Origin of the sequence: Odoribacter laneus YIT 12061 (assembly GCF_000243215.1) — a bacterium.
GTDB classification, from domain to species: domain Bacteria; phylum Bacteroidota; class Bacteroidia; order Bacteroidales; family Marinifilaceae; genus Culturomica; species Culturomica lanea.
Genome location: NZ_JH594596.1, coordinates 1,324,917 through 1,350,923 on the forward strand (window position 1 = coordinate 1,324,917; position 26,007 = coordinate 1,350,923).

The window sequence follows — 26,007 nt, forward strand, 5'->3', positions numbered from 1 at the left end:
GCTTTTATACATAAATTCCTTTTTTATATTATTGCCGGACGGCCAGATACTCCGAATGCCGGATATTGACAAAAGAGCCATCGCTCGAAAGCGTCTACTGATAATTAACGCTTTATATTAAACAAGTCTGTCTATCTTCGTACTTGAAACAAATTCTACCAATAACCGGCTCATGTATGACTGTAAGTTAGGAATAAACCGTTCCGCTCCAATTATCCATGGATACGCAAGGAGTGGATATTGACATTAGCCTATCTTTTAGCTATTTCCGGAAAACAATTATTCATTTCTTCCGTCTCCGAACTTTCCGGAAGCCCAAACAGCTTACACCCTGTTAATCTTTTGTAAAGAAAAGTTTTACGGGAAAGGCATAAAAAACCTTCTTTCAGTAGGAAAATAATGTTTAAACAAATGCCGGATGCAGAAAAACGAATAACTTTTAGAAAGTTTATTCCTCACGACAAAGACATTTTATTTTCCCTATGAAAGAAGGCCGAATTTTCGATTAAGATCCGATGATTCTTTTAATCATCGATTTTACAATATTCCTATTTTCTACTTTCCCGTTTTAAATTTAGGAACAGTTCTCATTTTAAAGTTATTTCTTCCCTCTCCTTCTGATTTTACGGACATTTTCTATTTTAAAAGGCTGTATTTCATCTTCCGACCCGGCTTTACGAACGTTTTCTATTTCAATTTTTTCTCATATGTTCCGTCTTGTAAAGCTTCCAAAGCAGCCTGCAAAATCTTATTGTCTTCGTTAAAAACCCGGTACATTTCGCTCATTTCCCACATATCGCGGGCCATCAGAGCCTTTACCGTCAGTTTTATAGAAGGAACTACCGGAGGTAATAATTTTTCATCCTTTGGAATACCGGCTTTTTCTCCTTTTGCCACAATTTCATTTACCATAGCATCTGTCACCTGAAAATTTTTCAAAAACTTTTCAAACGTCGGATATTCTTTATTGAGTTTTTCCCGGTTTTGATCAATATATCCCACCACATATTCCCCTATGACATTCTTAGCATTTAAACGATTAAAATACAAATAATTAATAGAGGTATCAATAGGTACATAGACATCCGGAATAATACCACCACCTCCGTATACCGGCCTTTTTTTCAGTTTGGTATAATATTTCAGGGAATCGTTTACCACAATACTATCGGCATTCAGCAATTCTCCGCTTTCATAGCGGTGATATAGCTCCTCCCGGTAATCTTCCTCCTTACTATAGGGTTTCTGAATACAACGCCCCGAAGGAGTATAATAATGAGCAATGGTCAGCCGAATCATAGAACCGTCTGTAAGCGGATACTGCCGCTGCACCAATCCTTTTCCAAAAGAACGGCGACCGACAATCAGCCCCCTATCCCAATCTTGTATCGCTCCGGCAACAATTTCACTGGCGGAAGCAGAATTTCCGTCAATTAAAAGCACGACTCTCCCGTTTTCCAGTAAACCTCCGGAAGTAGCATATTCTTCCCTTCTCGGGGATGCCAGTCCTTCCGTATAGACAATCATTTCTTTATTTCCCAGCATATGATCGCTGATTCCGATAGCAGCTCCCATATAACCTCCGACATTTGCCTGTAAATCCAAAACCAGATCCCGCATCCCTTCCGATTGTAATTGCTTTACAGCATCCTCAAATTCCTCAATCGTGTTGGCAGCAAACCTGGATATCTTTATATATCCTGTGGTTTTATCCAGCATATAAGCTGCGTCGATACTATGCAATGGAATTTTATCCCGGATAATATCAAATTCCAAAGGTTCATTGTCCCGCAATACTTTTATCCGTACCAATGTCCCCTTCTCACCTTTTAAGCGCTTGCGGACATCCAAATTTGTCAATTTCACCCCTGCAATATTTTCTCCCTCTACCTCAATAATCCGGTCGCCAGGTAATAATCCGACCTTTTCGGAAGGTCCTCCCGGTACCACAGAAACCACCATCAACGTATCCTGATAAATTGTAAACTGTATGCCGATTCCAAAAAAACTTCCCTCCAGAGGTTCATTCATTTCTTCTACTTCTTCCCTGGAAATATATACAGAATGAGGGTCCAAATCGGACAACACTTTTACGACAGCATCTTCCGTTAATTTCTCTAAATTTACAGAATCGACATAAAATGCATTCACCAATGCCAGCAAACGCTGGTATTTCATGCTCTGACGCCTCAACTGTCCTTCATCCCATTGAGCTGTTGCCGTACAACACACTCCAAACAATAAAATTCCCCAAATAATAATTTTCTTCATGTCTACTAATTTATATATCCCGTTTTTATTTATTTTTTTCATATTCAACAACTTCCAAATCCCGAATGGACTCCTTTTCGATGACAAAACGAATTGCCGTTCTCACTTGATGAAAGCCATACCGCCCGGCTGCCCCCGGATTAACATGCAGGCAGTCTAATTTCTTATCATACATAACTTTCAGTATGTGAGAATGTCCGCAAACAAATAATTGAGGCCTTTCTTTCTCCAATAATGCTTTTATACGGAAATCGTACCGTCCGGGATACCCTCCGATATGAGTCATTAATACTTTTACCCCTTCACAGTTAAACAACTGAATTTCCGGATAAATTTGTCGTACCAACCCCCCATCGATGTTTCCGTATACCGCCCTGAAATTAAAATGTTTTCCCAACTCATCAGCCACTTCGATACTGCCGATGTCTCCGCAATGCCACACCTCATCACAGTTTTTAAAAAAATCCAATAACTTTGGGTCCAACCATCCGTGAGTGTCTGATAACAATCCTATTTTCATTCCACCATAAATTTAATGTCCTAAGAATTCCGTCATCCTTTTTCTGCCATACGACACAACAGTTTTATATCCTCCTCCCATACCGTTTCATCAGGTGTCTCCAGGATCAAAGGAATATTGTCAAACCTTTTATCTTCCATAATCCTACGGAAAGTCTCCCAGCCCAGCTCTCCTTTTCCGATACTCTCGTGTCGGTCTACCCGGGATCCTAATCCTTTTTTAGAATCATTTAAATGCATCCCTTTTAAATAACGAAAACCGACCACTTCCTCAAAATGCTCAAACGTCTCTTCAAAACCGGAAGGGGTACGGATATCATAACCAGCCGCAAAAGCATGACAAGTATCCAAACAAACCCCAACTCGTTTTTTATCCTCGACTCGCTCTATAATATAAGCCAAATGTTCGAATCTATATCCTAAGTCTGAGCCTTGTCCCGCCGTATTTTCCAGCACGGCACATACTCCTTTTGTTTGTTCCAACGTTTCGTTAATCGACTCTGCAATTCGCTCCAGGCAAGCTTCCTCGCCGATTTTTTTCAGGCTATTACCCGGATGAAAATTCAACAAAACCAGCCCCAACTGTTCACAACGTCTCATTTCATCTAAAAAAGCCTCCCGGGATTTCTTCAGTCCATCGGGCTCCGGATGCCCCAAATTAATTAAAAAGCTGTCATGCGGTAAGATATGAGCAGGCGAAAAACCATATTCCCGGCAACGCTGTTTAAATCTCTCTATACTTTCGGGTTTTAGAGGAGCAGCCCGCCACTGCCTCTCGCTCTTTGTAAACATGGCAAAAGCACTTGCCCCCCATCGATAAGCTTCTTCCGGTGCATTTTCTACACCTCCCTTTATATGAGCGTGAGCCCCTATATATTTCATATGATTCCAGAATTTGTAAATTTTAAATCTATTTTTTATAACGATTGTTTCCCTTTGTAAGCATGTCCTCCCTGCCTACTATTTCTCTTTCAGAAGAGATCTGGGTTCTCCTTTTAACGTTATTTGAATAAACAAGGATATCAAATCCACAGAAAACATTTCAAATCACAATTGCAACCCGAGCTGAAAAAACGCTAGCCGGGAAAAGGATATCCTTTTCGATTTTCTACACTACCACATACAATACCTTTCAAAAATAAGAAACTTAATTTACATCCGAGAATCTTTAAAATGTTTTTTTTAATTCCCCTTAAAAATTGATCCTTGTAAACCTTCCTCTCTTCTGAAAGTCTTATAAACGGAAACTAGTTGTTTCGAGAGATTTTTGTTATCTTTGCACTCATTTAATCGATAAAATTCAGGGAATTATTATACTCTACATTTAATTCTATCAACATTAACCCTATGGGATATAAAGAAGAAATAGCCAGAAGAAGGACTTTTGGGATTATCAGTCATCCGGATGCCGGAAAAACAACCCTTACTGAAAAATTATTATTGTTCGGGGGGGCTATCCACGTAGCCGGAGCCGTAAAATCCAATAAGATAAAAAAAACGGCCACCTCCGATTTTATGGAAATTGAACGGCAAAGAGGTATCTCGGTTGCTACTTCTGTTATGGGATTTGAATATAACGGTATAAAAATCAACATCCTCGACACACCCGGTCACCAGGATTTTGCTGAAGATACTTTCCGTACTCTTACCGCCTGCGACAGTGTGATCATTGTCATTGACGCTGCTAAAGGGGTAGAAACCCAAACCAGAAAACTCATGCAAGTATGCCGGATGCGTAAAACGCCTGTTATTGTATTTATCAACAAACTCGACAGGCCGGCTCATGATCCTTTTGATCTTTTAGACGAAATTGAAAAGGAATTACAAATTCATGTCAATCCTCTTAGCTGGCCTATCGGTAGCGGAGACACATTTAAAGGAGTTTATAATATTTATCGCGGAGGTCTCTATTTATTTAACCCGGGAGGACAAACCCTGCCAGAAGGTATCGAAATCCAAGATTTAAACTCAGACGAACTGGTCCGGCATATTGGAGAACGGGATGCTCATACGCTCTGCGAAAATCTGGAGCTGATCCAGGGGGTATATCCTACGCTGGAACAAAATGATTACCTGAATGCAGAAGTGGCTCCTGTATTTTTCGGCTCTGCTTTAAATAACTTCGGGATCAAAGAACTGCTGGATTGCTTTATCGAGCTCGCACCTTCTCCTCTCCCCCGGGAGACAGAAGAACGAATCGTAAAAGCAGACGAAGATAAATTTACCGGTTTTGTATTTAAAATCCATGCTAATATGGATCCAAATCACCGGGATCGTATCGCTTTCGTCAAAGTATGTTCCGGAATTTTCAAACGAAATACCAATTATTTGCATGTACGAAACGGAAAGATGTTGAAATTTTCGACTCCGACAGCGTTTATGGCTTCTAAAAAATCCATTATCGACGAGGCTTATCCGGGAGACATTATCGGTTTACACGATACCGGCACTTTTAAGATAGGGGATACGCTGACCGAAGGGGAAAAATTACATTTTAAAGGAATTCCCAGTTTTTCTCCGGAACTATTCAAATATATTGAAAATGCCGATCCCATGAAATCCAAACAACTGGCAAAAGGAATTGACCAATTAATGGACGAAGGAGTGGCTCAGTTGTTTGTCAACCAGTTTAACGGACGCAAAATAATCGGTACCGTAGGAGCTCTTCAATTTGAAGTGATCGAATACCGCTTATTGCATGAATACGGGGCTTCCTGTCGCTGGGAAAGTTTGAATCTTTATAAAGCCTGCTGGATTGAAGCTTTGGACAATAACGAATTAATCGATTTCAAAAAACACAAGGCCCAATATATGGCAAAAGATAAGCAAGGACGGGATGTCTTTTTAGCAGATTCTCAATATATGCTGCATATGGCGCAGGAAAATTACAAAAAACTGGTTTTCCATTTTACTTCAGAATTCTGATTATTAACGATTAGACAATACAAAATCATGGTACAAGTAGGAAAATCCTTTACGCAAAAAATGACAGTGCAACTAAAAGACACGGCAGCCGTATACGGATCAGGCCATCTGGAAGTATTCGCCACTCCGGCTATGGTAGCATTGATGGAAAATACCGCTGTCAAATGCCTGGAAGGTGAACTGGAAAAAGGTTCCGATACTGTCGGCATTGAAATCGACGTTCAGCACCTAAAAGCAACAGCTATAGGCAGGCAAATTTCTTGCCAAGCAACAATTACTCAGGTTGAAGGGAGAAAAATTAGTCTTGAAATAGAAGCATGGGACGAAAAAGGCAAAATAGGTTCAGCCCGTCACGATCGGTTTATCATAGATCCGGAGCGGTTTATGGCAAAACTTTAAACGAACCTTTCTATGGAAAAAGAATTTTTTATACCCGATTGGTCAGGTAAAACGATCTTAGTTGCAGAAGATGTAGACAGCAATTACATGGTTTTATCGGCCCTCTTGAGAAAGACAAAGGTATCGGTTCTACGGGCGACAAATGGACAGGAAGCTTTGGAAATGATCCAGCAACATCCGCAGATAATTGCTATATTGATGGACATCAGTATGCCGGGTATGGACGGCATAGAAGCCACTCGTCTGATCAAAGAAAATTTTCCGGATAAGATTATCATTGTCCAGACAGCTCATGCCCGGGATATGTACCGGGATAAAATGAACGCAGAAGGTTGTAACGATTATTTACTAAAACCTCTCCGACAAAAAATGTTGATAGAAACACTCAGTAAATATCTTTCATAAAATGCAGTTTAAACTGACTTCAGAATTTCAACCCACCGGAGATCAGCCGGAGGCAATAGAGCAACTGAGCCAAGGGGTCCTTAGGAATACCGAATCCCAGGTATTACAAGGAGTTACCGGTTCCGGAAAAACGTTCACGATTGCCAATGTTATCAACCGGATAAATCGTCCGACCCTCATTCTAAGTCACAACAAAACTTTGGCAGCACAATTATACGGAGAATTTAAAACTTTTTTCCCCGAGAATGCTGTAGAATATTTCGTTTCTTATTACGATTATTATCAACCGGAAGCATATCTTCCGACGACAGATACCTATATAGAAAAAGACCTGGCCATTAATGAAGAAATTGATAAATTAAGGCTGCGCACCACAGCTTCACTCCTCTCCGGCCGTAAAGATATTATCGTTGTTTCTTCTGTATCCTGCCTCTACGGTATGGCAGACCCCCGGGCTTTTGGTTCCAATGTCATCCATCTGACCAAAGGTATGAAAATTAACCGGAATCAGCTGCTCCGCCGCCTGGTAGATGCTTTATACGCCAATAACGAACTGGAATTTAAACGAGGATGTTTCCGGGCAAAAGGAGAGACTGTCGATATTTTCCCGGCTATAGAAACATTCGACGGACTGGCCTACCGCATTGAATTCTGGGATAACGAAATCGACCGCATCCATTCTTTCGATCCGACAAGCGGCAGAAGTATAGCAGAATTTGATGATCTGGATATTTATCCGGCTAATTTGTTTGTTACCGATAAAGCTACAGTTGCTCATGCCATTATCGAAATTGAAAAAGACATGCATTTACAGGTAGCTTATCTGAAAGAAATAGGGAAATTACTTGAATCCAAACGCTTGGAAGAAAGGGTCCGTTACGACCTGGAAATGATACGGGAACTGGGATATTGTCCCGGTATTGAAAACTATTCCCGCTATTTTGATGGCAGGGCTGCCGGGGTTCGTCCGTTTTGTCTGCTGGATTATTTTCCAGAAGATTTCCTGATGGTGATAGACGAATCCCACGTAACCGTCCCTCAAATACGAGCCATGTACGGAGGTGATCATGCCCGCAAACAAACTTTGATTGAATACGGATTCCGCTTGCCGGCAGCCTTCGATAACCGTCCTTTAACTTTTGAGGAATTTGAAAATAAAACCCGGCAAACCATCTATATTAGTGCGACCCCCGCTGATTATGAACTGGAAAAAAGCGGAGGCATTGTCGTCGAACAAATTATCCGCCCGACAGGCATACCCGACCCTTCTATAGAAGTTGTCCCCAGTCTCAATCAAATTGACCACCTGGTGAACGAAATCCAAAAACGGATTGTAAAACAGGAAAGAACTTTAGTGACAACGTTAACCAAAAAAATGGCCGAACGACTTAGTGAATATTTCGACCAAATTGGTATAAAATGTCAATACATTCATTCCGATATCGATACCCTGGAAAGGGTAAAGATTTTAGAAAATCTCAGGAAAGGAGTGATCGACGTACTGGTAGGTGTAAATTTGCTCAGGGAAGGCCTCGATCTCCCGGAGGTTTCTCTGGTGGCGATTCTCGATGCAGATAAAGAAGGATTTCTGCGTTCCACCCGTTCCCTTGTACAAACAGCCGGACGAGCTGCCCGGAATACAGAAGGTAAAGTCATCATGTATGCCGATCGCATCACCCGATCGATGCAGGAAACCATAGAGGAAACAAACTATCGTCGGGAGAAACAATTGAAATATAACGAAGATCATCATATTACTCCCCGGCAAATCCGGAAATCGACAGATTCTGTATTGACGCAAACCGCCAAAGCTTATATAGAAGAAGAACATATCTCTACAGTAGCCGATCCGGTTACAGCCTATATGAGCAAACCGGAATTGGAAAAAATGCTCCAAAAAACCAAGGCAGCCATGCAAAAAGCCGCTAAGGAACTGGACTTTATCGAAGCTGCCCGGCTGAGAGACGAAATGTTTAAACTGGAAAAACTGGTCAATCCGAATAAAGAATAAACCCATCCCCTTAAATCCGCCCAGCAGCAAACGATTTACCCCTTTTCCGAAGGGATCAACGGTCCCCTAATCAAATAAAATCTGAACTTCTATATACTCGAAAATTCCGAACTTTTCCTAATTTTTACAATATAAATTTTAAAAAGTTACTTTTTGTAATTACCAGTTATTATTTCTAATATTGCGACCGATTTAAAATAAGTTTGTGATTTTTATAACGCCATCCAATAATTATACACTACAATATTAACATCACCTAGGTATGAAACCACATTTATTTTCTTATTTTATCAGACTTCTCCTCTTTATTTATTGTTGTACAATTTTGGGAGCCTGCGGAAGCGATGAGCATTCCCCTATTCCGTCACCGGAAACGGCTCTTTCTTCTTTAAATGGCCATAGTATAAATTTCTATTACGAATACGAAGGAAAACTATACCGTGCGATGTCGATTAATGTATCGGAAACCGGCGTTCTCAAAGCGCTTTGTTACGATGCTAAAGAAATGTTAGGCGGGGACACATATAGCTATACCAAACACAGTGAAAATACCGCTTATCTGGAGTTACTGATTCATTACATTTCCGCTTCCGAAAGGGAATGGGAACCCGAGCATCGCTATCAAATGGATTTAATTTTTGCTTCCGCAAATCAGGGATATGCAGAAGGGAAAGATTATTACACCACACTTTATAACGGGCTGATCACGAAAGTTTTCAGTAGGCTTAAATGGTATTTTATGATAGATTCTTCTGACTTGCCCGATAAAGCAGCTATCGACAGATTTTTAAATCAGGGAGGATCAAACGAAGGAGCAACAGAGTATTCGAATGCCTTAAAAGCAAAGGTTACTTCGATTAACAATTACTACCCCCGGCCCAGCATTGTAGTCGGAGTTACCAAAAACAGTACCACCGGCCTCCCTCCCTCCATCGGTTTCTGCATAGGAACCTCCCCTCATCCCACTGTAAATAATGCTATTATTTGCAGAGAAGAAGCCAGCACCCTCCTCCAGGATAATTTTGTAACCTACTTAGGAGCATATACCACAGATCCTATCCTAAGCAATGGAACGACTTACTACATTCGACCCTATCACCGGGAAGGCGATAAAACAATTTATTACGAAGAAACTGTTGCAGAAACAATGGGTAACAATTATAATCTCATGCTGATACCCAGCCTTTCTAAAATTTATACCATCAGTTATAATATAAAACCGAAAGGTTCCTATACCTTACAAATAGTTTACAGAATTCACAAAGGCAATCAACAGGATGATTTTTATACGCAAACTTTACAAACCATAAACGGAGGTAGCGGAAACCTGACCTGGAAGATAGCCGATGGTCCATACGCCTGGGAAGATATTCATGTCATCTGGGCCGAATTCAAAGACAATAACACCGGTATCATTTATTCTGCAGACAGTTGCCCTGGAGGAGCCGGAGATTCCTGCCTATAACACAAGAACCGAAATAAAGGATATTCAATAAATCATAGAAAAATAATCTCCGGCTCAAACCGGAGATTATTTTTCTATCCACTATCAAAAAACGGGTATATTAAAATAAACAAGACATAGAAAAAGGAGTTACTTTTATCTGTAACTCCTTGATTTTCAGTTGAGCGATAAACGGGACTCGAACCCGCGACCTTCGGCTTGGGAAGCCAACGCTCTACCAACTGAGCTATTATCGCAAACTTGTATAATAAAATAAACCAAATAAGGTATTTGGTTTCTGAGCGAAAAACGGGACTCGAACCCGCGACCCCGACCTTGGCAAGGTCGTGCTCTACCAACTGAGCTATTTTCGCATTTCAATATAGCCAGTTTTAGAATCGTCTCCTTGCCAAGGTCGGAAATTTGGATTTCTGGGGCAAGGTCGTGCTCTACCAACTGAGCTATTTTCGCATTTCAATATAGCCAGTTTTAGAATCGTCTCCTTGCCAAGGTCGGAAATTTGGATTTCTGGGGCAAGGTCGTGCTCTACCAACTGAGCTATTTTCGCATTTCAATATAGCCAGTTTTAGAATCGTCTCCTTGCCAAGGTCGGAAATTTGTATTTCTGGGGCAAGGTCGTGCTCTACCAACTGAGCTATTTTCGCATGATTTCAAAACAACACGTTTTCTTTGTTGCGGTGCAAATATAACACGTTTTTGAGTAAATTTCCAAATAAAAGATAAAAAAAATCGGCCGGTTCTGCAAAACCGACCGACCACTAAAATCAAACTACCTACTTCACTTCAATTGTTTTTTGCAATTTCTCCGTCTCTGCATTCTTGGGCATTGTAATCTCAAGAATTCCGTCTTTGTAGGAAGCCTCAGCTTCAGCTACATTGTACTTCTCCTCCGGTAGTTCGATTGTTCGGTGAAAAGAATAGGAAGAAAATTCCCTCCGAAGATATTTTCCTTTTTCTCCCTCCTCTTCTTTCTCTTCCCTACTCTCACCTGATATGTTCAGAAATCCATCCTTGTACTCTAACTTTATATTTTCCTTATCCATGCCGGGAATCCGAAGATCTAAGATCAAGTTCTGATCGTCTTCTTTAACATTTAAAGCCGGGACCCCGCTTCTTTCTTCTGTCGACTGATAAGGCATTACGGTATTAAAAAACTCATCCAATAAACTGGAATAGAAAGGCCGTAATTCAGTATTTTTCTTGACTAAGCTCATAATCGAATAATTTGATAGTAATACATCTAAATTTCAGAGGATTTTACGGCCTATCTGAAAGGACAGTTTCAGAACATTCATTAAATAATCCAAAATAAAAATATGAATAGTAAAACCCTCTGCATCTTCTTTTTTCTTTAAGCAGCCTTTACCCCTCTATTTATCTTATACAGAAAAAATACTTCCGGAAGTTTAAGTTTTAAATGATGGTTATCTCCCATTTATTTTCTATTTTAGATGTCCGAAAACAAAAGACTGTTTCTCAGGAATCAAAATTTTTATTTAATTTGTTTTATTATTTGTACTATGGCTATTATAAAAAAATTGAACGGACATACCCCAAAATTTGGAAAGAACTGTTTTTTAGCTGATAATGCAGTTATTGTAGGCGATGTAGAAATGGGCGACGATTGTAGCATTTGGTTCGGCGCTGTTTTAAGGGGAGACGTACATTATATAAAAATTGGGAATAAGGTAAATATCCAGGATAATGCTACTATCCATGCCACGTATCAGAAATCCCCTACCAATATTGGCAACAATGTTTCAATTGCTCACAACGCTGTCATCCACGGTTGTACGATAAAAGACAATGTCTTGATTGGAATGGGAGCTATTGTACTGGATAATGCCGTTATCGAAAGTAACTCTATTATTGCTGCCGGTAGTGTGGTAACAAAAGGTACTGTCGTAGAATCAGGCTGGGTATACGCCGGAATACCTGCTAAGAAAATAAAGCAAATGGGACCCGAATTACTGAAAGGTGAGGTAGAACGAATCGTAAATGCCTATTCCATGTATGCCAGTTGGTATAAAGAGGAATAGAAAAACGCCTCAAACCTTATAGAATGTTTTAAAACAAACGAGACAAAAAAGTATTGAAAATAGGCTTCTAAAAATTAAATCTTTATTTTTGCTTTAAATATCCACCCCCCGAAGATCAGAAAAACATTTTCTGAATACTCGGGTCTATATTCAGAACAGTATGAGTGTAATTATTTCACCGTCTCTTTTATCCGCCGATTTTTTAAATCTCGGACAAGACATTGACATGGTTAACAAGAGTAAAGCGGATTGGTTTCATCTGGATGTAATGGACGGCGTATTTGTACCGAACATTTCTTATGGATTACCCGTCATTTCCCAAATCAATAAAAAAGCGACCAAACCCTTGGACGTACATCTGATGATCGTACAGCCGGAACGTTATATCGAACAATTTTTTAAAGCCGGAGCAGATATTTTAACAGTACATTTGGAAGCCTGTACTCATTTACACCGTACGCTACAATGTATTAAATCTTTTGGCATGAAAGCCGGAGTTGCCTTAAATCCCCATACAGCCATTCATAATCTGGATGACATCATCACCGACATCGATTTGGTGTTGATCATGAGTGTTAACCCGGGATTCGGCGGACAATCCTTTATCGAAACCTCCCTGAATAAGGTAAAAAAACTCAAAAAACTTATCCGGGAAAGCGGAAGTGAAACGCTGATAGAAGTAGACGGAGGTGTCAACACAGAAACCGGACAAGCCCTGGTAGAAGCCGGAGCAGATGCTCTCGTGGCAGGAAGTTTCGTTTTCAATTCCCCAGATCCTCAGGAAACCATACGTGCCTTAAAAGAACTGAAATAAACTGAAATTCTAGTATGTCCGAAACGATTATAAAAGCTGATAAAGCCGTCATCCGCCAACAGAAAGTAACTATATTGAAAGATGTCACTTTAGAAATAGAAAGCGGAGAATTTATTTATATTATCGGTAAAGTAGGAAGTGGCAAAAGCTCTTTTCTGAAAACCTTATATGCCGAACTTCCTTTGGAATACGGGAACCTGGAAGTAGCCGGATTTCAGTTGAAAAAAATTAAAAAATCCCAGATCCCTTTACTGCGGAGAAAATGTGGAATTGTTTTTCAGGATTTCAAATTACTTACCGACCGGAATGTATACGCGAACTTGGAATTTGTATTGAAAGCAACCGGCTGGAAAAATAAAAAAGCAATCGAAGAACGGATAGATACCGTATTGAATAAAGTGGAAATGCCCGATAAGAAATTTAAAATGCCCCATGAATTATCCGGAGGAGAACAGCAACGTATTGTATTGGCACGGGCACTTTTAAATGCCCCCCCTATCATTCTCGCAGACGAACCAACGGGCAATATCGATCCGGAAACCTCTTACCGTTTGGTAGAATTATTAAAAGATCTCAGCGAAAGCGGAAAAACGATTCTTATCGCCACCCACCAATACGACCTGATCAAACGCTACCCGGGACGTGTCATGCGTTGTGAAAACGGGACGCTGACAGAAGACGAACAACTTACCGTTCGTCCTCATACTTTGGCACCGGCAGATATTGAAAGTATCGAGAATACACCTCTAGCAGAAGAAGCAATACCTGCCGAAGAAGGGCTGGTGAGCGAACCGATAGATACCGAGGCTTACCCGGCCGTTCCAACAGAGGAAAAAGCAAATTCCGACCAGACCATCCTTCCGGAGGAGACGACGGAAACACCATTTTATTTTATAGAAGAGGAAAAAATTCCGGAAGTAAACCCTGGCAATCATTCGGAAAAGCAAAAGCCCGATACCCCCACTTCCACAGAAAAACCTTTCGGTTTCGAGTTAATAGACTAAACTAGAAAACACCCTAAAGCCAGACTGAAAGGTGAAATACAGGTTTCGAAAATGTTATTCCCGGAATGTATCTTTCTGCCTGTAAGAGAAAGAAATATCCCCGCAAACAACTGAATATCAAATATAAACCAGGAGTTATTTCCCCCTGAGTATTTTAAGGAAATAAAATAGTTAAAACAAAGACCCACACAAAGGAAACCCATGACAATTTAAATCGATAAGAAAAGAATTTTTCCCAAAAAATGATTCAGTCGGATATTCATTCTAAAACGTTTACTTTTATCTTATAATCAGATCCATAATTGACAATGTATAATCCTTGATTTTCCCATCCGCAGTCGGGACACATTTTTTCAAACCGGAAAACCGAAAAAATACCTTGCGGATCCGCCTGATAAAAAGCTTGCGGGAAACGGACTCCGAAACGGGCAGCCAACGGTATAAAATACAACCCCAAATCGTAAGCCTTATTCGTCAAAGTATGGGGTTCTGAATCAAAATATTCCCGGTATTTCATTGCAAAGTTTTTCGCATCTTCGGAATAATTATCCACATAACTATAGGTAAAAAGCTTTACGTTCAATTTATAAAAATTCTCGTGATCTATGGAAGTAAAATTCTGCCAGTCCGGAAAACCGATTACGGTAATTTTATAAGTATCTTTTAAAAGAGATAATACGGGCAGTATTTTACTTAAATCCGTTTCCCGGGAAGTTGGCAATATTAAAATATTCTCCTGTTCCTCACTCAGCATCAATTTTAATCCTTCCAGTGTTTCTCCTTGAAAATCCCAATTATAAAACCGTACTCCGGGCAAAGTTTCCAATCTTTCTATCCATATTTTTTTCTCGGCCCTGTCTTTTCGGGTTTGTTCGTCATCCACGGCATTCTGTAAAAATTTGAGACAAATAATATTTGCAGAAGCCCTTTGATCTCCCACCCAGTAAGTCATTTTTTCTATCAATGAAGCAAAAGAAATATTGACCTGCAAAAAATTCGGATGCTGTCCGAAATTCTCATTCCGTGCAGAAAGAGGGTATACAACCGGTATTTGTTTATTACTGAGATTTTCCATCAATATGCGATATTCGGAACTATATACCGGTCCTAAGATTAAATCCGGATTCAATTTATTCAGTTCCGGAACGATTTCATTCATTTTAGAGTTGCTCTTTTCCGTATCGAAAACATGCATCTCTATTTTATAACCCGCTTGTTTCAGACTATCTATGGCCAGCAAAATTCCTTCATAAAAATATATAAACTGCTCTGATTTATGTAAAACTGAAACCGAAGACGGAATCCTTCCTCCCGTAGTATCCGTCGCTATCGTCGCAATATCTACATTCTGTTGGGCATATAAGGGCAACAAAAGAGCTACCTTTACGTATTTGTTTTCCGGTACGGAAGGATCTATAACCAATGGAAGCGTATCAATTCCCAAAGTATCGCTGATACCTGTTTCATTCTCTCGTCCCTCCTCTTCCTCTGTCTGTCCTGAGAACGGAGTTTCTTTTTCCACCTCTCCCCCGGGAATTGTTTCCGTTTCCTTTCCGATCTGAGTTCTATCGATCGCCCGCAAAGGTAAACGTACAATAGCACCGATAGACAACGGGACGTTTTCGTATTCTTTGTTTTCCCTCAGAATGCGCTTTACTTTAATACCAAATTTCCGGGAAATCGAATACAATGTTTCTCCTTTCACCACCTTATGATAATAATATTCCCCGTCCTGTTGAATATAAGGAGCTACATAAGGTATTTTCAATACCTCAAATACAGACAATTCATTTCCTTGCTTTTTATTCAATGCTTTTACCTCTTCTATATCCACCCCATAGGCTTTACAAATAGAAAACAACGTCTGTCCCTGATCCACCACATGCAGGTAATAGCTCTTTCCTTTAATAACTATAATGTCAGTCGACTTACGTATTTCCGATGTTTGTCCGCACAACTGATATCCGATCAATAACAAAAAAAATAAGAGAATGAATTTCGACATATATCGATTTATTTAGCTATATAACAATTATAAATAGGCTTAGTTGGGCAAAAATACGAAAAAGTAATAGATAATTTAAAAATCTAAGCTAATTTTGCAATGCGAAAAAAAGATAGCCATTAAAAGAGTATTTTCCGGAATATCCGAATTTTCCATTGAGGCGACAGCGAAAAACAAAACCCGATAAAGCATACAAGTATGACATTAAAATATCCGAAATTAACTTTTTTCTTGTTGAATTTATTGATAGCTCTTCTATTGTTGACCGGCATTGGATATTTTGTACTCCATTATCTGGATAATTATACCCGACACGGTTACTCAATATCTGTACCCTCATTCCGGGATCTTACTCCAAAACAAGCGGAGGAATTGGCTGCTCACCACAAACTACAGGTAATTGTCATCGATTCTATATACGATGAAAATGCCCTCCCCGGCACTATACAGGAACAATATCCGCTGGAAGGTTCCAAAGTTAAAAATAACCGGACGATTCAATTGATCATGAATGCACGGGATCCGGAACAGATAGCTCTGCCCTCTTTGGCAAACATTCCTTACCGCCAAACATTGAAAACCCTAAAATTGAAAGGATTCGAAATTGGCCACATTGTATACACCCCCTCGGAATTTAAAAATCTGGTTCTGCAATTAAAACACCAGGGAGAGGTAGTAGAACCGGGCACTCTTTTAATGAAAGGAGATACTATAGATATTGTCCTTGGAGAAGGAAATGACGGAAACAATAAAGTATTGATACCCCGTTTATATAAACTGAAAATTGAAGAAGCAAGTCGTTTGCTGAAAGAAAATTACCTGAACCTGGGAGAAATCGTAAAGGATTCTCTCATGGAAGCCGACAAGGATATCAAAGAGGCTATGATTTATTTACAGGATCCTCCGTATATTAAAAACTTCCGCATCACCGCCGGGACACCTGTGAATATCCATGTCACTTTCGATACCCTAAAATTCCAGGCATTGGATTCTCTGCAGATGATGGAATAAACACGGACAGTCTTATATGATAGAATACTTGGAAGATATAGAAGAACCGGAAGAAATATCGGAAGAAGGGACCGAAGTCCGGGAAATGTACGAACATCACCGTATAGAAGCCGATAAAGGCCAACTTCCTCTACGGATAGATAAATTTCTAATGACCCGGCTTCCGAACGCTTCCCGGACCAAAATACAAGAAGCTGCGGATGCCGGCTGTATCTTGGTCAACGACAAAGCCGTAAAATCCAACTACAAGGTTAAGCCCAACGACACCATATCTGTTATAATGTCGTATCCTAAAAGGGATATCGAAATTATTCCCGAAAATATCCCGCTGGATATTGTGTATGAAGACGAACAAGTAATGGTGATCAATAAGCCGGCAGGAATGGTGGTACATCCGGCTTTCGGACATTTCAGCGGTACACTGGTAAATGCTCTGGTCTGGCATTTGAAAGACAACCCTCTTTTTACAACCAACGACATACGTCCCGGTTTGGTTCACCGCATCGACAAAGACACTTCCGGCTTACTTGTTATTGCCAAAACGGAACAAGCCAAAGCCCATTTAGCCTTACAGTTCTTCAATAAAACTTCCGACCGCAAATACGTTGCCCTGTGTTGGGGAAATCTGAAAGAAGATACAGCAACCATTACAGGTCATATCGGGCGACATCCGGTCAACCGTAAGATTATGTCCGTATACCCGGACGGAAGCCACGGAAAACAGGCGGTTACTCATTATAAAGTAATAGAACGGCTGGGGTATGTAAATCTGGTAGAATGTATTTTAGAAACCGGCCGGACACATCAAATCCGCGCCCATTTCAAATACATCGGACATCCGCTTTTTAATGACGCGGAATACGGAGGAGCTGAAATATTAAAAGGTACTACTTTCAGTAAATACAAGCAATTTGTCAACAATTGTTTTCAAATTTGTCCGCGCCAGGCCTTGCATGCTAAAACCCTCGGATTCACCCATCCCGTAACGGGAGAACGCCTTTCCTTCGATTCACCCCTTCCGGAAGATATGGAACAACTTATTGAAAAATGGCGCAGTTATACCAGTGAACGCTAAAGACAAAACCTAAGAATTGAATTATTGAGCCGCCCTCATCTGACCACTGATAAGCAAAAGAGAAAGTTCTGATACTTTTGCCTGATAAATAGCCGATAACTTCCGGTCCACAGCGTCTATATAACTGCGTTGAAATTCCCGGAATTCAATACCCGACAATGTACCGAGCTTGTATTTCTCCAGGGCAGCATCCAGATTTTCGAAGGCTACTTCCGCACTTTCATTTTCAAAATTGACAATCTGCAAATTATTTTCGTAGGTATTATACAACTGGGCTAAATCGGCTAAGGTCTGCAACTCGATATCCCGGTAAGACCATTCGGCATTTTCCTGCTCCAGTTTTGCATTCCGGATTTTACGGATATTTTCCGTCCGGTCAAACACATTCATCCTCAAAGCAACTCCCCAATAAAACCCGTTCGATCGGTTTAAAGAAGTATTAGCCGCAGGCGTCGTCGTACGACTGTAATTATAACCGGTATTAAAATCCAAGGTCGGGAAAAGGGCCGAACGGGCTAATTTCACATCCAAAGCCGAAATCTTCTGATCCTTACGGGCAATCAATAAAGTCGTATTCATGGCCAGGGTATTGTCATATAATTCCCCATACACCAAAGGAGCCTGCAAAAGAATAGTGTCCTGCACATACATAGCCTTTTGCAAATCAGAATTCATGATCATATTCAATGAGATATAGGCGCTTTTCAACAACTCCTTTTGTTTCATATACTTGGAGCTATCCGCATTTAAATCGATTTTAGCCTGTTGCAATTCCAAACCGGACAATACTCCCAGCACATATTTATCGTGAGCCTCGGTATAGCGCTCGCTGGAAAGCGTCAGTGAATGTTTTGCGGCATCGAGCTTACTGTGCTGGACAATCACGTTGTAATACGCTTCACTGACATTTACGATCAGATTTTCCATAGACATCTGTGTATTGAGTTCTCCGATAGCCAACATTTCCTGGTATTTTGCATAAGTCGTAAACATCGACAGGCCATCAAATAAACGCCAATTTAGGGAAACTCCCGCAGAATAGGCATCAGAAGCCACTCCATTCATTTTATTTACCTCCCCTCCCACTTTTGTCTTGCTGTCATTCACCCGTTGGTTTTGCTCCGCATTCAAGGCAACAGTAGGTAAAAAAGGAGCATAATTGGTATTGTTATCCGCTATTTTTTCCTGATTCCGAACCATCTTAATGCTGTAATTCGCCTCCAATGCTTTCCCAATACAATCATTCAAAGTAATCTTTTCCTGCGCTTGCAAGGAATGGATAGCAACTGTAAACATAAACAAGATATAAAAAACGAATCCCAATCGTCTCATCTTTTTCTATTTCTTAAATCATTAATCTTCTATTCCCTGTGTTCTTCTTTTACCACCGGTTTATCCGTAGACAAATAAGAATAAATAGCAGGTATGATAAATAAAGAAAGGAAGGTGGCACACACCATTCCGCCGACTACCGCTATTCCCATAGCCACCCGGCTTTCTGCTCCTGCCCCCGTCGCCATAGCCATCGGTAAGATTCCCAATACCGTCGATAAACTCGTCATCAGAATCGGCCGGAAACGAGCAACAGCAGCATTCTTTACAGCTTCCATCAAGGGTTCTCCCATCGCCTTACGCTGATTGGCAAACTCAACAATCAAAATACCATTTTTCGATACCAAACCAATCAACATAATAATTCCGATCTGACTGAAAATATTCATGGTCTGTTCAAAATACCAAAGGGATATCATCGCTCCGATCAATGCCAACGGCACGGTCAGCATAATAATCAACGGATCGCGGAAGCTTTCAAATTGAGCGGCCAAAACCAGATATATAAATATCAAAGCCAGCACAAAAGCAAACATTAAACTGGAAGAACTTTCTACAAAATCCTTTGAACTTCCGGACAGTGTCGTTTTAAAATTATCATCCAGTACTTCTTCCGCAATCCGGTCCATTTCTTCCAACCCCTGCGATAAAGTCTTACGCCTTGCCAACCCGGCTGAAACGGTAGCAGCCACAAAACGATCATAACGGTACAACTGAGGAGGCATAGAACTTTCCGAAGTGGTGACCAAGTTATCCAAGGCAATCAAATCCCCGGCCTCGTTTCGCACATAGATGTTTTGCAAATCGGAAGGTTTGCTCCGATTTTCCCGGTCCAACTCACTCAATATCTGATATTGTTTTCCGTTTAAAATAAAGTATCCCACTCTTTGTTCACTCATCGTCAATTGTAAGGTCTGGGCAATATTTTGCATCGATACTCCCATTACAGCCGCCTTGTCCCGGTTAATGTTAATCGTCAATTCGGGTTTCGTAAATTTCAGATTCAAATCCGCCACGGAAAACACAGGACTTTTATTTACTTCCTCCATAAAACGGGGCAATACCCGTTTCAAATCGTCCAAATTCTTAGCCTGTATTACATATTCTACCGGCAATCCTCCCCGCCGGCCCCCAAAAGTCTGCTGCTGAGAAACCATCGTACGGGCACCCGTAAACCGACGTACTTTTACCCCCAGTTCGTCGGCAATTTCCTGCTGTGTCCGCTCCCGGTCCTCCGGATCCTTCAACCATAAATTTAAATTAGAACGATTGGTATTTCCTCCTCCAATCATTTCAATGATCTTTTCCTGCTCGGGAACTTCCTCTTCCAGATAAGTCGATAATTCAGAAGCATATCGGTTCATGTATTCAAAAGTAGCTCCCTCGGGCGCCGTCGATGTAATACGGATATTGGAACGGTCCTCCAAGGGCGCCATTTCCGAAGGAGTGGCCTTCCACAATACATAAATCAATACCGCCGTCCCGACCAAAATAAGGGGAGCAACAAAACGCCATCGCATAAATCCGTCTAACCAACGGCGGTACAGATGGGACAATCCGTTAAAAAAAGGCTCTGTCTTCCGATAAAACCAATTATCCGTCACGTTGCGGGTCAGTAGTTTCGTCGATATCATCGGTGTAAAAGTAAGAGCCACAAAAGAAGAAATAATCACAGCCCCCGTGATGACGATACTGAATTCCCGGAACAAACGCCCCGTCGTTCCCTGTAAAAAGACGATGGGAAAAAATACGGCAACCAAAGCCACTGTCGTCGCAATAACCGCAAAAAATATTTCTTCCGATCCTTTATAACCAGCTTCCTTAGGCGACATTCCCTGTTCAATCTTGGTATAGATATTTTCCATGACCACAATTGCATCGTCGACGACCAATCCGATAGCCAAGACAATAGCCAACAATGTCAGGATATTGATTGTAAATTCGGCTAAATACATGATGAAAAACGCCCCTACCAAAGAGATCGGAATAGCCAATACCGGTATTAAAGTCGTACGCCAATTCCGCAAGAACAAAAAGATAATCAGCACAACCAGTATAAAAGCTTCCACTATGGTGCTCTTCACTTCATTGATCGAATTCCGTATAAAAATAGTATTGTCGAAAGCGATTCCCGCTTCCACATCTGCCGGCAAATCTTTCTCCAGATCTTCCATAACAGCATATGCCCGATCTACAATATCAATATAATTAGCTCCCGGCTGAGGAATAATCACGCAGGCCACCATCGGGACTCCGTTTCTTTTCATAACGGAACGCACATCCTCGGCATCCACTTCCGCAATTCCAATATCCCGGAACCGGATGACCTTACTATTATCTTCCCGGATCACCAGGTTATTAAAATCGTCTATCGTCATCAAGCGGCCCAGCGTACGTATCGTCAACTCGGTATTTTCTCCTTCGATACGTCCGGAAGGTAATTCCACGTTCTCCCGGCTTACTGCGTCTCTGACGTCCATAGGGGTTATGCGGTAAGCAGCCAGTAGAGCCGGATCCATACGCAAACGTACAGAATAACGTTTATCTCCCCATATCGTCACACTACTTACGCCACTGATCGTCTGCAATCGCTCTTTGTAATATTGTTCTGCATACATACTGAGATCAATCAAAGAACGTTGATCGCTTCGAAGAGAAACCCCGAAGATGGGTTGTGCGTCCGCATCCGCCTTGGTCACCGTCGGAGGATCTACATCTTTCGGCAATTTGCGCATAGCCCCCGACACCTTATCCCTTACATCGTTGGCGGCTGTTTCCAAATCTACTTCCAACTCGAATTCCACGGTAATAAAGCTTCTTCCGTCTCTACTCGTACTGGTCAGCGACCGGATTCCCGGTATACCGTTGATAGAAGCTTCCAGAGGCTCCGTAATCTGCGTCTCTATCACATCTGCATTAGCTCCCGGGAAACTTGTGGATACGGATATAATCGGCGGATCTACACTCGGATAATCCCGAACCCCTAAAAATACCAATCCGATACATCCTACCAACATCAGGATTATATTCATTACAGTAGCGAACACAGGTCGCTTTATACAGGTAGATGATAAACTCATTTGACAAGAATATTACAAAAACAGCCTGATAGCCTGATCACTTTAAAATTTTATACTCACCTTATCTCCGTTACCTTTTCTATTTTCCCAAGGTCACCGCCACCTTCATCCCTTCCCTCAACTGCATTAATCCTCCGATTAGAACCGTATCTCCCGACTGTACCCCGGAAGTTACCTCCACATATTTCTCATCCCGACTTTCGGTTTCCACCGGAATACTCATAGCTTTTCCATTTTTCACCACCCACATCCGCTTTCCGTCCATCTCCGGAACGACAGCTTCCGTAGGAATTGCAATATATTCGTTTTTCCCATCGACTATCAGATTGCCTTTAGCAAACATCCCAGGCATTAATTCATTCGCCCGGTTATCAAAACGGGCCCGTAACAAAATCATACGGGTTTTCACGTCAATCAACGGATCAACGGCATACACCTGAGCAGTGTATATTTTTTCACTACCTGTCGTACGGAATTTAATTTTCTGGCCTTGCAAACGATGTGCAGCATATTTTTCCGGAACAGAAAACTCAAATTTTAATATAGAGTTATCCACTATTGTCGTAATCTTGGAACTGGGCTGTACATAACTTCCCTCACTCACATAGCGGAATCCCATCACCCCCTCAAAAGGAGCCCGGATCTCCGTCCGGCTGATTTTCACTTTTAAAAGTTCAATATCCGCCTCTAATACATTGTAGTCAGTCTGCAACTGATCAAAAGATTCTCTACTGATAGACTCTCTCTTCAATAAAATCCGCTGACGTTCCAATTTCTCACTCAACAATTTCCGCTGAAACTCCGCCCGGGTCAACTGAGCCTGTAAATCAGCATCGTCCACTTTCAACAACAACTGCCCTTGCTGAACACGACTTCCCTCCTGAAAATAAATTTTCCGCACTTTTCCGACAATTTCTGCCACCAACTCCACTTCCTCATTCGCGAGCATTGTCCCTACTGCAATGATGCCATTATTCGCTTCCGAACGCTCGGCAATAATTCCTTTCACGGGCAAAGCCCCTTCCGTGTTCCGTCCCCCCGAAACCACCGGTGTTTCCGATGTAACATTAAACCAATCGAGACGAGGAATAAAAATAATCCCCAGGATAACCAAAACAATAACAATAAGCAATCCTCTTTTTACCAGTTTATTCATACTATCCGAACATTAGATCACATCCTGTCAACCTCCACTTCCGTCCCCCAAACTTCTTTTTTCTTTTTGTTAAAATCTGAATTTATTACCCATTCCGCACTTTTTACTCACCTCTGTATTTTCCCTGTCTATTGGACAAAAAATACTCCTTTCCGTTTATGTCCAATTTTGTTAATAAAATCTTAAAATACGTTATTTTTAAAACCAACGTCTCCTTTTTAAAAACCAAAAAGCCACCAAAGAAAACGCCATACATACAACAAAAATAATTACAAAACCATGCCGGTTTTCCGATAAGGAATTCGGAACATTCATACCGTATAAACTCGCTACCAGTGTCGGGATCATCAGCAGCATCGAGATACTGGTCATCCGTTTCATGATGACGTTCAAATTATTAGAAATCACCGAAGCATAAGCATCCATTGTTCCACTGAGAATATCACTATAAATGCGGGCAGAATCCAGCGCTTGCCGTAATTCAATTTCTACATCTTCCACCAAATCATCGTCATAATACTTGCGTTGCGACTTCAGATTCTTCAATTTCACTAATAAATTATCATTTCCCCGCATGGAGGTAATAAAAAATACCAAAGATTTCTCTATCTTTAACAGACGTTGCAATTCTTCGTTTTCAATCGACTTTTCCAACTCTTTTTCCACTTGTCGGCTTTGATAATTAATCTGCTTCAAGTATTTCAGATACCAAACAGAAGAAGAAAGAAAAAGCCGGAACAATAAATCCCAATTTCCCTCTAATGTCAATCGTTTCCGGTTACCATAACGGATAAAATCCGGCAACATATCCGTATTGTAATGACAAACCGTAACAAAATAGGGAGCTTTCATAATAAATCCCAAAGGAACGGTAATATAGGGGATATCGTTTCCCTTGTCCCGGTAAGGAATACGTAAAATAATCAATGTCCATCCGTCTTCTTCTTCAATACGGGGTCTTTCGTCCGCATCTTCAATATCCGACAAAAAGGAATCGGGAACATTCAAATCTTCGATAAGATACTTGATATCTGCCGGAGTAGGCACCTCGACATTGATCCAGCAGTCAGCCTGCCATACTTCTTTTTCGGTGAAACCTTCATCACACCAAAGGAATCTTCTCATATAAAATCCTCCATTCATTACAAACAAAGGCCTTTGAGAAAAACCTTTGTCCAGATTAATACTGTTGATGATAATCGTCCATAGTTTTCATTGTGAATTTTGCGTCTGCAAAAGTAATTTTAAAAAACGAAAAAGTATTATAAACCGACGAAAAATTGGTAGAAAAGCATCGATTTTTTCGCACAAGATCACTTATTTACAACCACAAAAATAAAAGTCATCACAAGTTCTGTGATCCACCAATATGTTAAATAAAACAGCGCAAGGCTTACGTAAATCTTCTTGGAGGTTTTAATGTTCAGAATTTCCGGAAGAAAAGATCCAGATATAAAGGTAAATGATCGCTATAACCACCGACATAACGGGGTCCGGAATAAGTACGAAAAGGTTTATAGCCATAGTATGTTTTATCCTCTTCCAGTAAAAAAAGAGGAGCAAAAACCTGAAGACGCCGGCCGGCTTGTAAACGACATTGACCATTTAATAAATTTCCGGAAACCAGAATATGATCAATCGTCTGCCATTGTCCCTTGTATTTATAGCTGCCTTTATTGCGGTGTAACAGGTAATATCCCGTATTATACAAACGACTGTTTTCAATCTGTCGGGAATCAGAAGAAAGCGTACGCAAAACAAAAGCCTGAGCCGGACGATTTGCCTTTCCATTCAGGTCTCCCAAAATCAAAAGAGCCGTGTTTGGGGAATATTTCAAAAGGGTATCTACCCGATTTTTGACGACGAGAGCAGCCTTTTCCCGTTTCCATTCGCTTTCAGCTTCTCCACCCGACATAGAAGGGAAATGACAAACAAAAAAATGAAGCGTATCCCGGAAAAGGGAATCCTGTCCCTGTAAAATCCCCGTCACCTGTAATACATCGCGACTATAGCTCTTTTTCTCCCCAGACAAAGCCACAGGTAAAAATACTTCTTTTAAAACCCGGAAATACTTTTTCCGATACAACAAAGCGACATCTATTCCCCGGGGATCCGGAGAATCCTGATGTACAATCCCATAATCAGCTTCCGCCAGTTGTGTTTTCGAAACAAGATCCGATAATACTTTGCGGTTTTCTACCTCACATAATCCTACAAAGGCCGGAAAATCTCCTTCTCCCACCGCTTCAATGACTCCGGCAATCTTTAACAATTTAGCTGTATAACGCTCTGTATTCCAATGTAATCTACCTCCGGGCGTAAAATCTCTATCTTGTGTTAAAGTATCAGGTTTTGTATCAAAAAAATTCTCCACATTATAAGAGACAACCCTATAATGCTCCTGCCCCTGAATTTCGAAAAAAAAGAACAGGCTTATTCCTAAAAGAATACACAAACGTAACATCTTCAATAAACAGCCTCCTCAAAACAGGCGTC

At 40.9% G+C, this 26,007-nt stretch carries 20 protein-coding genes and 2 tRNA genes; 10 read left to right on the forward strand and 12 right to left on the reverse strand.

The annotated features are described in order from the left end of the window. Positions 1–687 precede the first annotated feature (687 nt). Genes HMPREF9449_RS05560 through nfo form a run of 3 tightly spaced genes read right to left on the reverse strand, consistent with a single transcriptional unit; the run spans position 688 to position 3,672 of the window. Entirely contained in the window at positions 688–2,271 is a 1,584-nt protein-coding gene (locus tag HMPREF9449_RS05560) for a S41 family peptidase (protein ID WP_009136262.1), read from the reverse strand. 25 nt (positions 2,272–2,296) lie between these two features. Continuing rightward, positions 2,297–2,791, reverse strand: coding sequence for a metallophosphoesterase family protein (locus HMPREF9449_RS05565; protein ID WP_009136263.1), 495 nt, complete (start codon positions 2,789–2,791; stop codon positions 2,297–2,299). A 32-nt stretch (positions 2,792–2,823) separates the two neighbouring features. Continuing rightward, a complete protein-coding gene (nfo, locus tag HMPREF9449_RS05570; RefSeq protein WP_009136264.1) occupies positions 2,824–3,672 on the reverse strand; it encodes a deoxyribonuclease IV in 849 nt (282 codons plus the stop codon). Between the two features lie 465 nt (positions 3,673–4,137). Here nfo and HMPREF9449_RS05575 point away from each other — a divergent pair, with 465 nt between their 5' ends. The 5 genes from HMPREF9449_RS05575 (at position 4,138) to HMPREF9449_RS05595 (ending at position 9,995) form a co-directional block, all read left to right on the forward strand. Next, positions 4,138–5,715, forward strand: a complete 1,578-nt coding sequence (locus HMPREF9449_RS05575) for a peptide chain release factor 3 (protein WP_009136265.1) — start codon at positions 4,138–4,140, stop codon at positions 5,713–5,715. A gap of 27 nt (positions 5,716–5,742) precedes the next feature. Beyond that, positions 5,743–6,114, forward strand: coding sequence for a thioesterase family protein (locus HMPREF9449_RS05580; protein WP_009136266.1), 372 nt, complete (start codon positions 5,743–5,745; stop codon positions 6,112–6,114). 12 nt (positions 6,115–6,126) lie between these two features. Continuing rightward, positions 6,127–6,519, forward strand: a complete 393-nt coding sequence (locus tag HMPREF9449_RS05585) for a response regulator (RefSeq protein ID WP_009136267.1) — start codon at positions 6,127–6,129, stop codon at positions 6,517–6,519. Between the two features lies 1 nt (position 6,520). After that, complete coding sequence (uvrB, locus tag HMPREF9449_RS05590; protein ID WP_009136268.1) at positions 6,521–8,530, forward strand: excinuclease ABC subunit UvrB; 2,010 nt, start codon at positions 6,521–6,523, stop codon at positions 8,528–8,530. A 262-nt stretch (positions 8,531–8,792) separates the two neighbouring features. Next, positions 8,793–9,995 carry a hypothetical protein gene (locus tag HMPREF9449_RS05595; RefSeq protein ID WP_009136269.1) on the forward strand — a complete coding sequence of 401 codons (1,203 nt, stop codon included), beginning with the start codon at positions 8,793–8,795 and terminating at the stop codon, positions 9,993–9,995. A 163-nt stretch (positions 9,996–10,158) separates the two neighbouring features. On the opposite strand, the gene HMPREF9449_RS05600 is transcribed toward HMPREF9449_RS05595, so the two are convergent. The 3 genes from HMPREF9449_RS05600 to HMPREF9449_RS05610 form a co-directional block, all read right to left on the reverse strand. Further along, positions 10,159–10,231 (reverse strand) — tRNA-Gly (locus HMPREF9449_RS05600). Positions 10,232–10,275: 44 nt separating this feature from the next. After that, a tRNA-Gly gene (locus HMPREF9449_RS05605) sits at positions 10,276–10,348 on the reverse strand. A 420-nt stretch (positions 10,349–10,768) separates the two neighbouring features. Beyond that, positions 10,769–11,209, reverse strand: a complete 441-nt coding sequence (locus HMPREF9449_RS05610; RefSeq protein ID WP_009136270.1) for an Hsp20/alpha crystallin family protein — start codon at positions 11,207–11,209, stop codon at positions 10,769–10,771. Between the two features lie 306 nt (positions 11,210–11,515). On the opposite strand from HMPREF9449_RS05610, the gene HMPREF9449_RS05615 reads away from it, so the two are divergent. The 3 genes from HMPREF9449_RS05615 (at position 11,516) to HMPREF9449_RS16190 (ending at position 13,852) form a co-directional block, all read left to right on the forward strand. After that, complete coding sequence (locus tag HMPREF9449_RS05615; protein WP_009136271.1) at positions 11,516–12,034, forward strand: gamma carbonic anhydrase family protein; 519 nt, start codon at positions 11,516–11,518, stop codon at positions 12,032–12,034. A gap of 160 nt (positions 12,035–12,194) precedes the next feature. Further along, entirely contained in the window at positions 12,195–12,848 is a 654-nt protein-coding gene (rpe, locus tag HMPREF9449_RS05620; RefSeq protein WP_009136272.1) for a ribulose-phosphate 3-epimerase, read from the forward strand. A 14-nt stretch (positions 12,849–12,862) separates the two neighbouring features. Next, positions 12,863–13,852 carry a cell division ATP-binding protein FtsE gene (locus HMPREF9449_RS16190; protein ID WP_009136273.1) on the forward strand — a complete coding sequence of 330 codons (990 nt, stop codon included), beginning with the start codon at positions 12,863–12,865 and terminating at the stop codon, positions 13,850–13,852. A gap of 259 nt (positions 13,853–14,111) precedes the next feature. Here the strand turns inward: HMPREF9449_RS16190 and HMPREF9449_RS05635 are convergent, their stop codons facing one another. Beyond that, positions 14,112–15,857, reverse strand: a complete 1,746-nt coding sequence (locus HMPREF9449_RS05635) for a PBP1 and LysM peptidoglycan-binding domain-containing protein (protein ID WP_009136275.1) — start codon at positions 15,855–15,857, stop codon at positions 14,112–14,114. 198 nt (positions 15,858–16,055) lie between these two features. Here HMPREF9449_RS05635 and HMPREF9449_RS05640 point away from each other — a divergent pair, with 198 nt between their 5' ends. Together HMPREF9449_RS05640 and HMPREF9449_RS05645 are read left to right on the forward strand one after the other, a co-directional pair. Next, the gene (locus HMPREF9449_RS05640) at positions 16,056–16,868 is read left to right on the forward strand and encodes a PASTA domain-containing protein (RefSeq protein WP_009136277.1); all 813 of its coding nucleotides are present in this window, start codon (positions 16,056–16,058) and stop codon (positions 16,866–16,868) included. A 16-nt stretch (positions 16,869–16,884) separates the two neighbouring features. After that, positions 16,885–17,943, forward strand: coding sequence for an RluA family pseudouridine synthase (locus tag HMPREF9449_RS05645; RefSeq protein ID WP_009136278.1), 1,059 nt, complete (start codon positions 16,885–16,887; stop codon positions 17,941–17,943). 21 nt (positions 17,944–17,964) lie between these two features. Here the strand turns inward: HMPREF9449_RS05645 and HMPREF9449_RS05650 are convergent, their stop codons facing one another. The 5 genes from HMPREF9449_RS05650 to HMPREF9449_RS05670 form a co-directional block, all read right to left on the reverse strand. Further along, entirely contained in the window at positions 17,965–19,275 is a 1,311-nt protein-coding gene (locus tag HMPREF9449_RS05650) for a TolC family protein (RefSeq protein WP_009136279.1), read from the reverse strand. Positions 19,276–19,304: 29 nt separating this feature from the next. Next, positions 19,305–22,355: an efflux RND transporter permease subunit gene (locus tag HMPREF9449_RS05655; protein WP_009136280.1), complete on the reverse strand. Its 3,051-nt coding sequence runs from the start codon at positions 22,353–22,355 to the stop codon at positions 19,305–19,307. A gap of 79 nt (positions 22,356–22,434) precedes the next feature. Continuing rightward, positions 22,435–23,511 (reverse strand): efflux RND transporter periplasmic adaptor subunit, encoded by a 1,077-nt coding sequence (locus HMPREF9449_RS05660; RefSeq protein ID WP_009136281.1) that lies wholly within the window; start codon positions 23,509–23,511, stop codon positions 22,435–22,437. A 198-nt stretch (positions 23,512–23,709) separates the two neighbouring features. After that, complete coding sequence (locus HMPREF9449_RS05665; protein ID WP_040611663.1) at positions 23,710–24,636, reverse strand: magnesium transporter CorA family protein; 927 nt, start codon at positions 24,634–24,636, stop codon at positions 23,710–23,712. 298 nt (positions 24,637–24,934) lie between these two features. Continuing rightward, positions 24,935–25,975: an endonuclease/exonuclease/phosphatase family protein gene (locus tag HMPREF9449_RS05670; RefSeq protein ID WP_009136283.1), complete on the reverse strand. Its 1,041-nt coding sequence runs from the start codon at positions 25,973–25,975 to the stop codon at positions 24,935–24,937. Between the last annotated feature and the right edge of the window lie 32 nt (positions 25,976–26,007).

What these genes read in the sequence shown, in the direction of transcription:
- HMPREF9449_RS05560 (WP_009136262.1), bottom strand. Translation starts at nt 2,271, where the DNA reads ATGAAGAAAATTATTATTTGGGGAATTTTATTGTTTGGAGTGTGTTGT.
- HMPREF9449_RS05565 (WP_009136263.1), bottom strand. Translation starts at nt 2,791, where the DNA reads ATGAAAATAGGATTGTTATCAGACACTCACGGATGGTTGGACCCAAAG.
- nfo (WP_009136264.1), bottom strand. Translation starts at nt 3,672, where the DNA reads ATGAAATATATAGGGGCTCACGCTCATATAAAGGGAGGTGTAGAAAAT.
- HMPREF9449_RS05575 (WP_009136265.1), top strand. Translation starts at nt 4,138, where the DNA reads ATGGGATATAAAGAAGAAATAGCCAGAAGAAGGACTTTTGGGATTATC.
- HMPREF9449_RS05580 (WP_009136266.1), top strand. Translation starts at nt 5,743, where the DNA reads ATGGTACAAGTAGGAAAATCCTTTACGCAAAAAATGACAGTGCAACTA.
- HMPREF9449_RS05585 (WP_009136267.1), top strand. Translation starts at nt 6,127, where the DNA reads ATGGAAAAAGAATTTTTTATACCCGATTGGTCAGGTAAAACGATCTTA.
- uvrB (WP_009136268.1), top strand. Translation starts at nt 6,521, where the DNA reads ATGCAGTTTAAACTGACTTCAGAATTTCAACCCACCGGAGATCAGCCG.
- HMPREF9449_RS05595 (WP_009136269.1), top strand. Translation starts at nt 8,793, where the DNA reads ATGAAACCACATTTATTTTCTTATTTTATCAGACTTCTCCTCTTTATT.
- HMPREF9449_RS05610 (WP_009136270.1), bottom strand. Translation starts at nt 11,209, where the DNA reads ATGAGCTTAGTCAAGAAAAATACTGAATTACGGCCTTTCTATTCCAGT.
- HMPREF9449_RS05615 (WP_009136271.1), top strand. Translation starts at nt 11,516, where the DNA reads ATGGCTATTATAAAAAAATTGAACGGACATACCCCAAAATTTGGAAAG.
- rpe (WP_009136272.1), top strand. Translation starts at nt 12,195, where the DNA reads ATGAGTGTAATTATTTCACCGTCTCTTTTATCCGCCGATTTTTTAAAT.
- HMPREF9449_RS16190 (WP_009136273.1), top strand. Translation starts at nt 12,863, where the DNA reads ATGTCCGAAACGATTATAAAAGCTGATAAAGCCGTCATCCGCCAACAG.
- HMPREF9449_RS05635 (WP_009136275.1), bottom strand. Translation starts at nt 15,857, where the DNA reads ATGTCGAAATTCATTCTCTTATTTTTTTTGTTATTGATCGGATATCAG.
- HMPREF9449_RS05640 (WP_009136277.1), top strand. Translation starts at nt 16,056, where the DNA reads ATGACATTAAAATATCCGAAATTAACTTTTTTCTTGTTGAATTTATTG.
- HMPREF9449_RS05645 (WP_009136278.1), top strand. Translation starts at nt 16,885, where the DNA reads ATGATAGAATACTTGGAAGATATAGAAGAACCGGAAGAAATATCGGAA.
- HMPREF9449_RS05650 (WP_009136279.1), bottom strand. Translation starts at nt 19,275, where the DNA reads ATGAGACGATTGGGATTCGTTTTTTATATCTTGTTTATGTTTACAGTT.
- HMPREF9449_RS05655 (WP_009136280.1), bottom strand. Translation starts at nt 22,355, where the DNA reads ATGAGTTTATCATCTACCTGTATAAAGCGACCTGTGTTCGCTACTGTA.
- HMPREF9449_RS05660 (WP_009136281.1), bottom strand. Translation starts at nt 23,511, where the DNA reads ATGAATAAACTGGTAAAAAGAGGATTGCTTATTGTTATTGTTTTGGTT.
- HMPREF9449_RS05665 (WP_040611663.1), bottom strand. Translation starts at nt 24,636, where the DNA reads ATGAGAAGATTCCTTTGGTGTGATGAAGGTTTCACCGAAAAAGAAGTA.
- HMPREF9449_RS05670 (WP_009136283.1), bottom strand. Translation starts at nt 25,975, where the DNA reads ATGTTACGTTTGTGTATTCTTTTAGGAATAAGCCTGTTCTTTTTTTTC.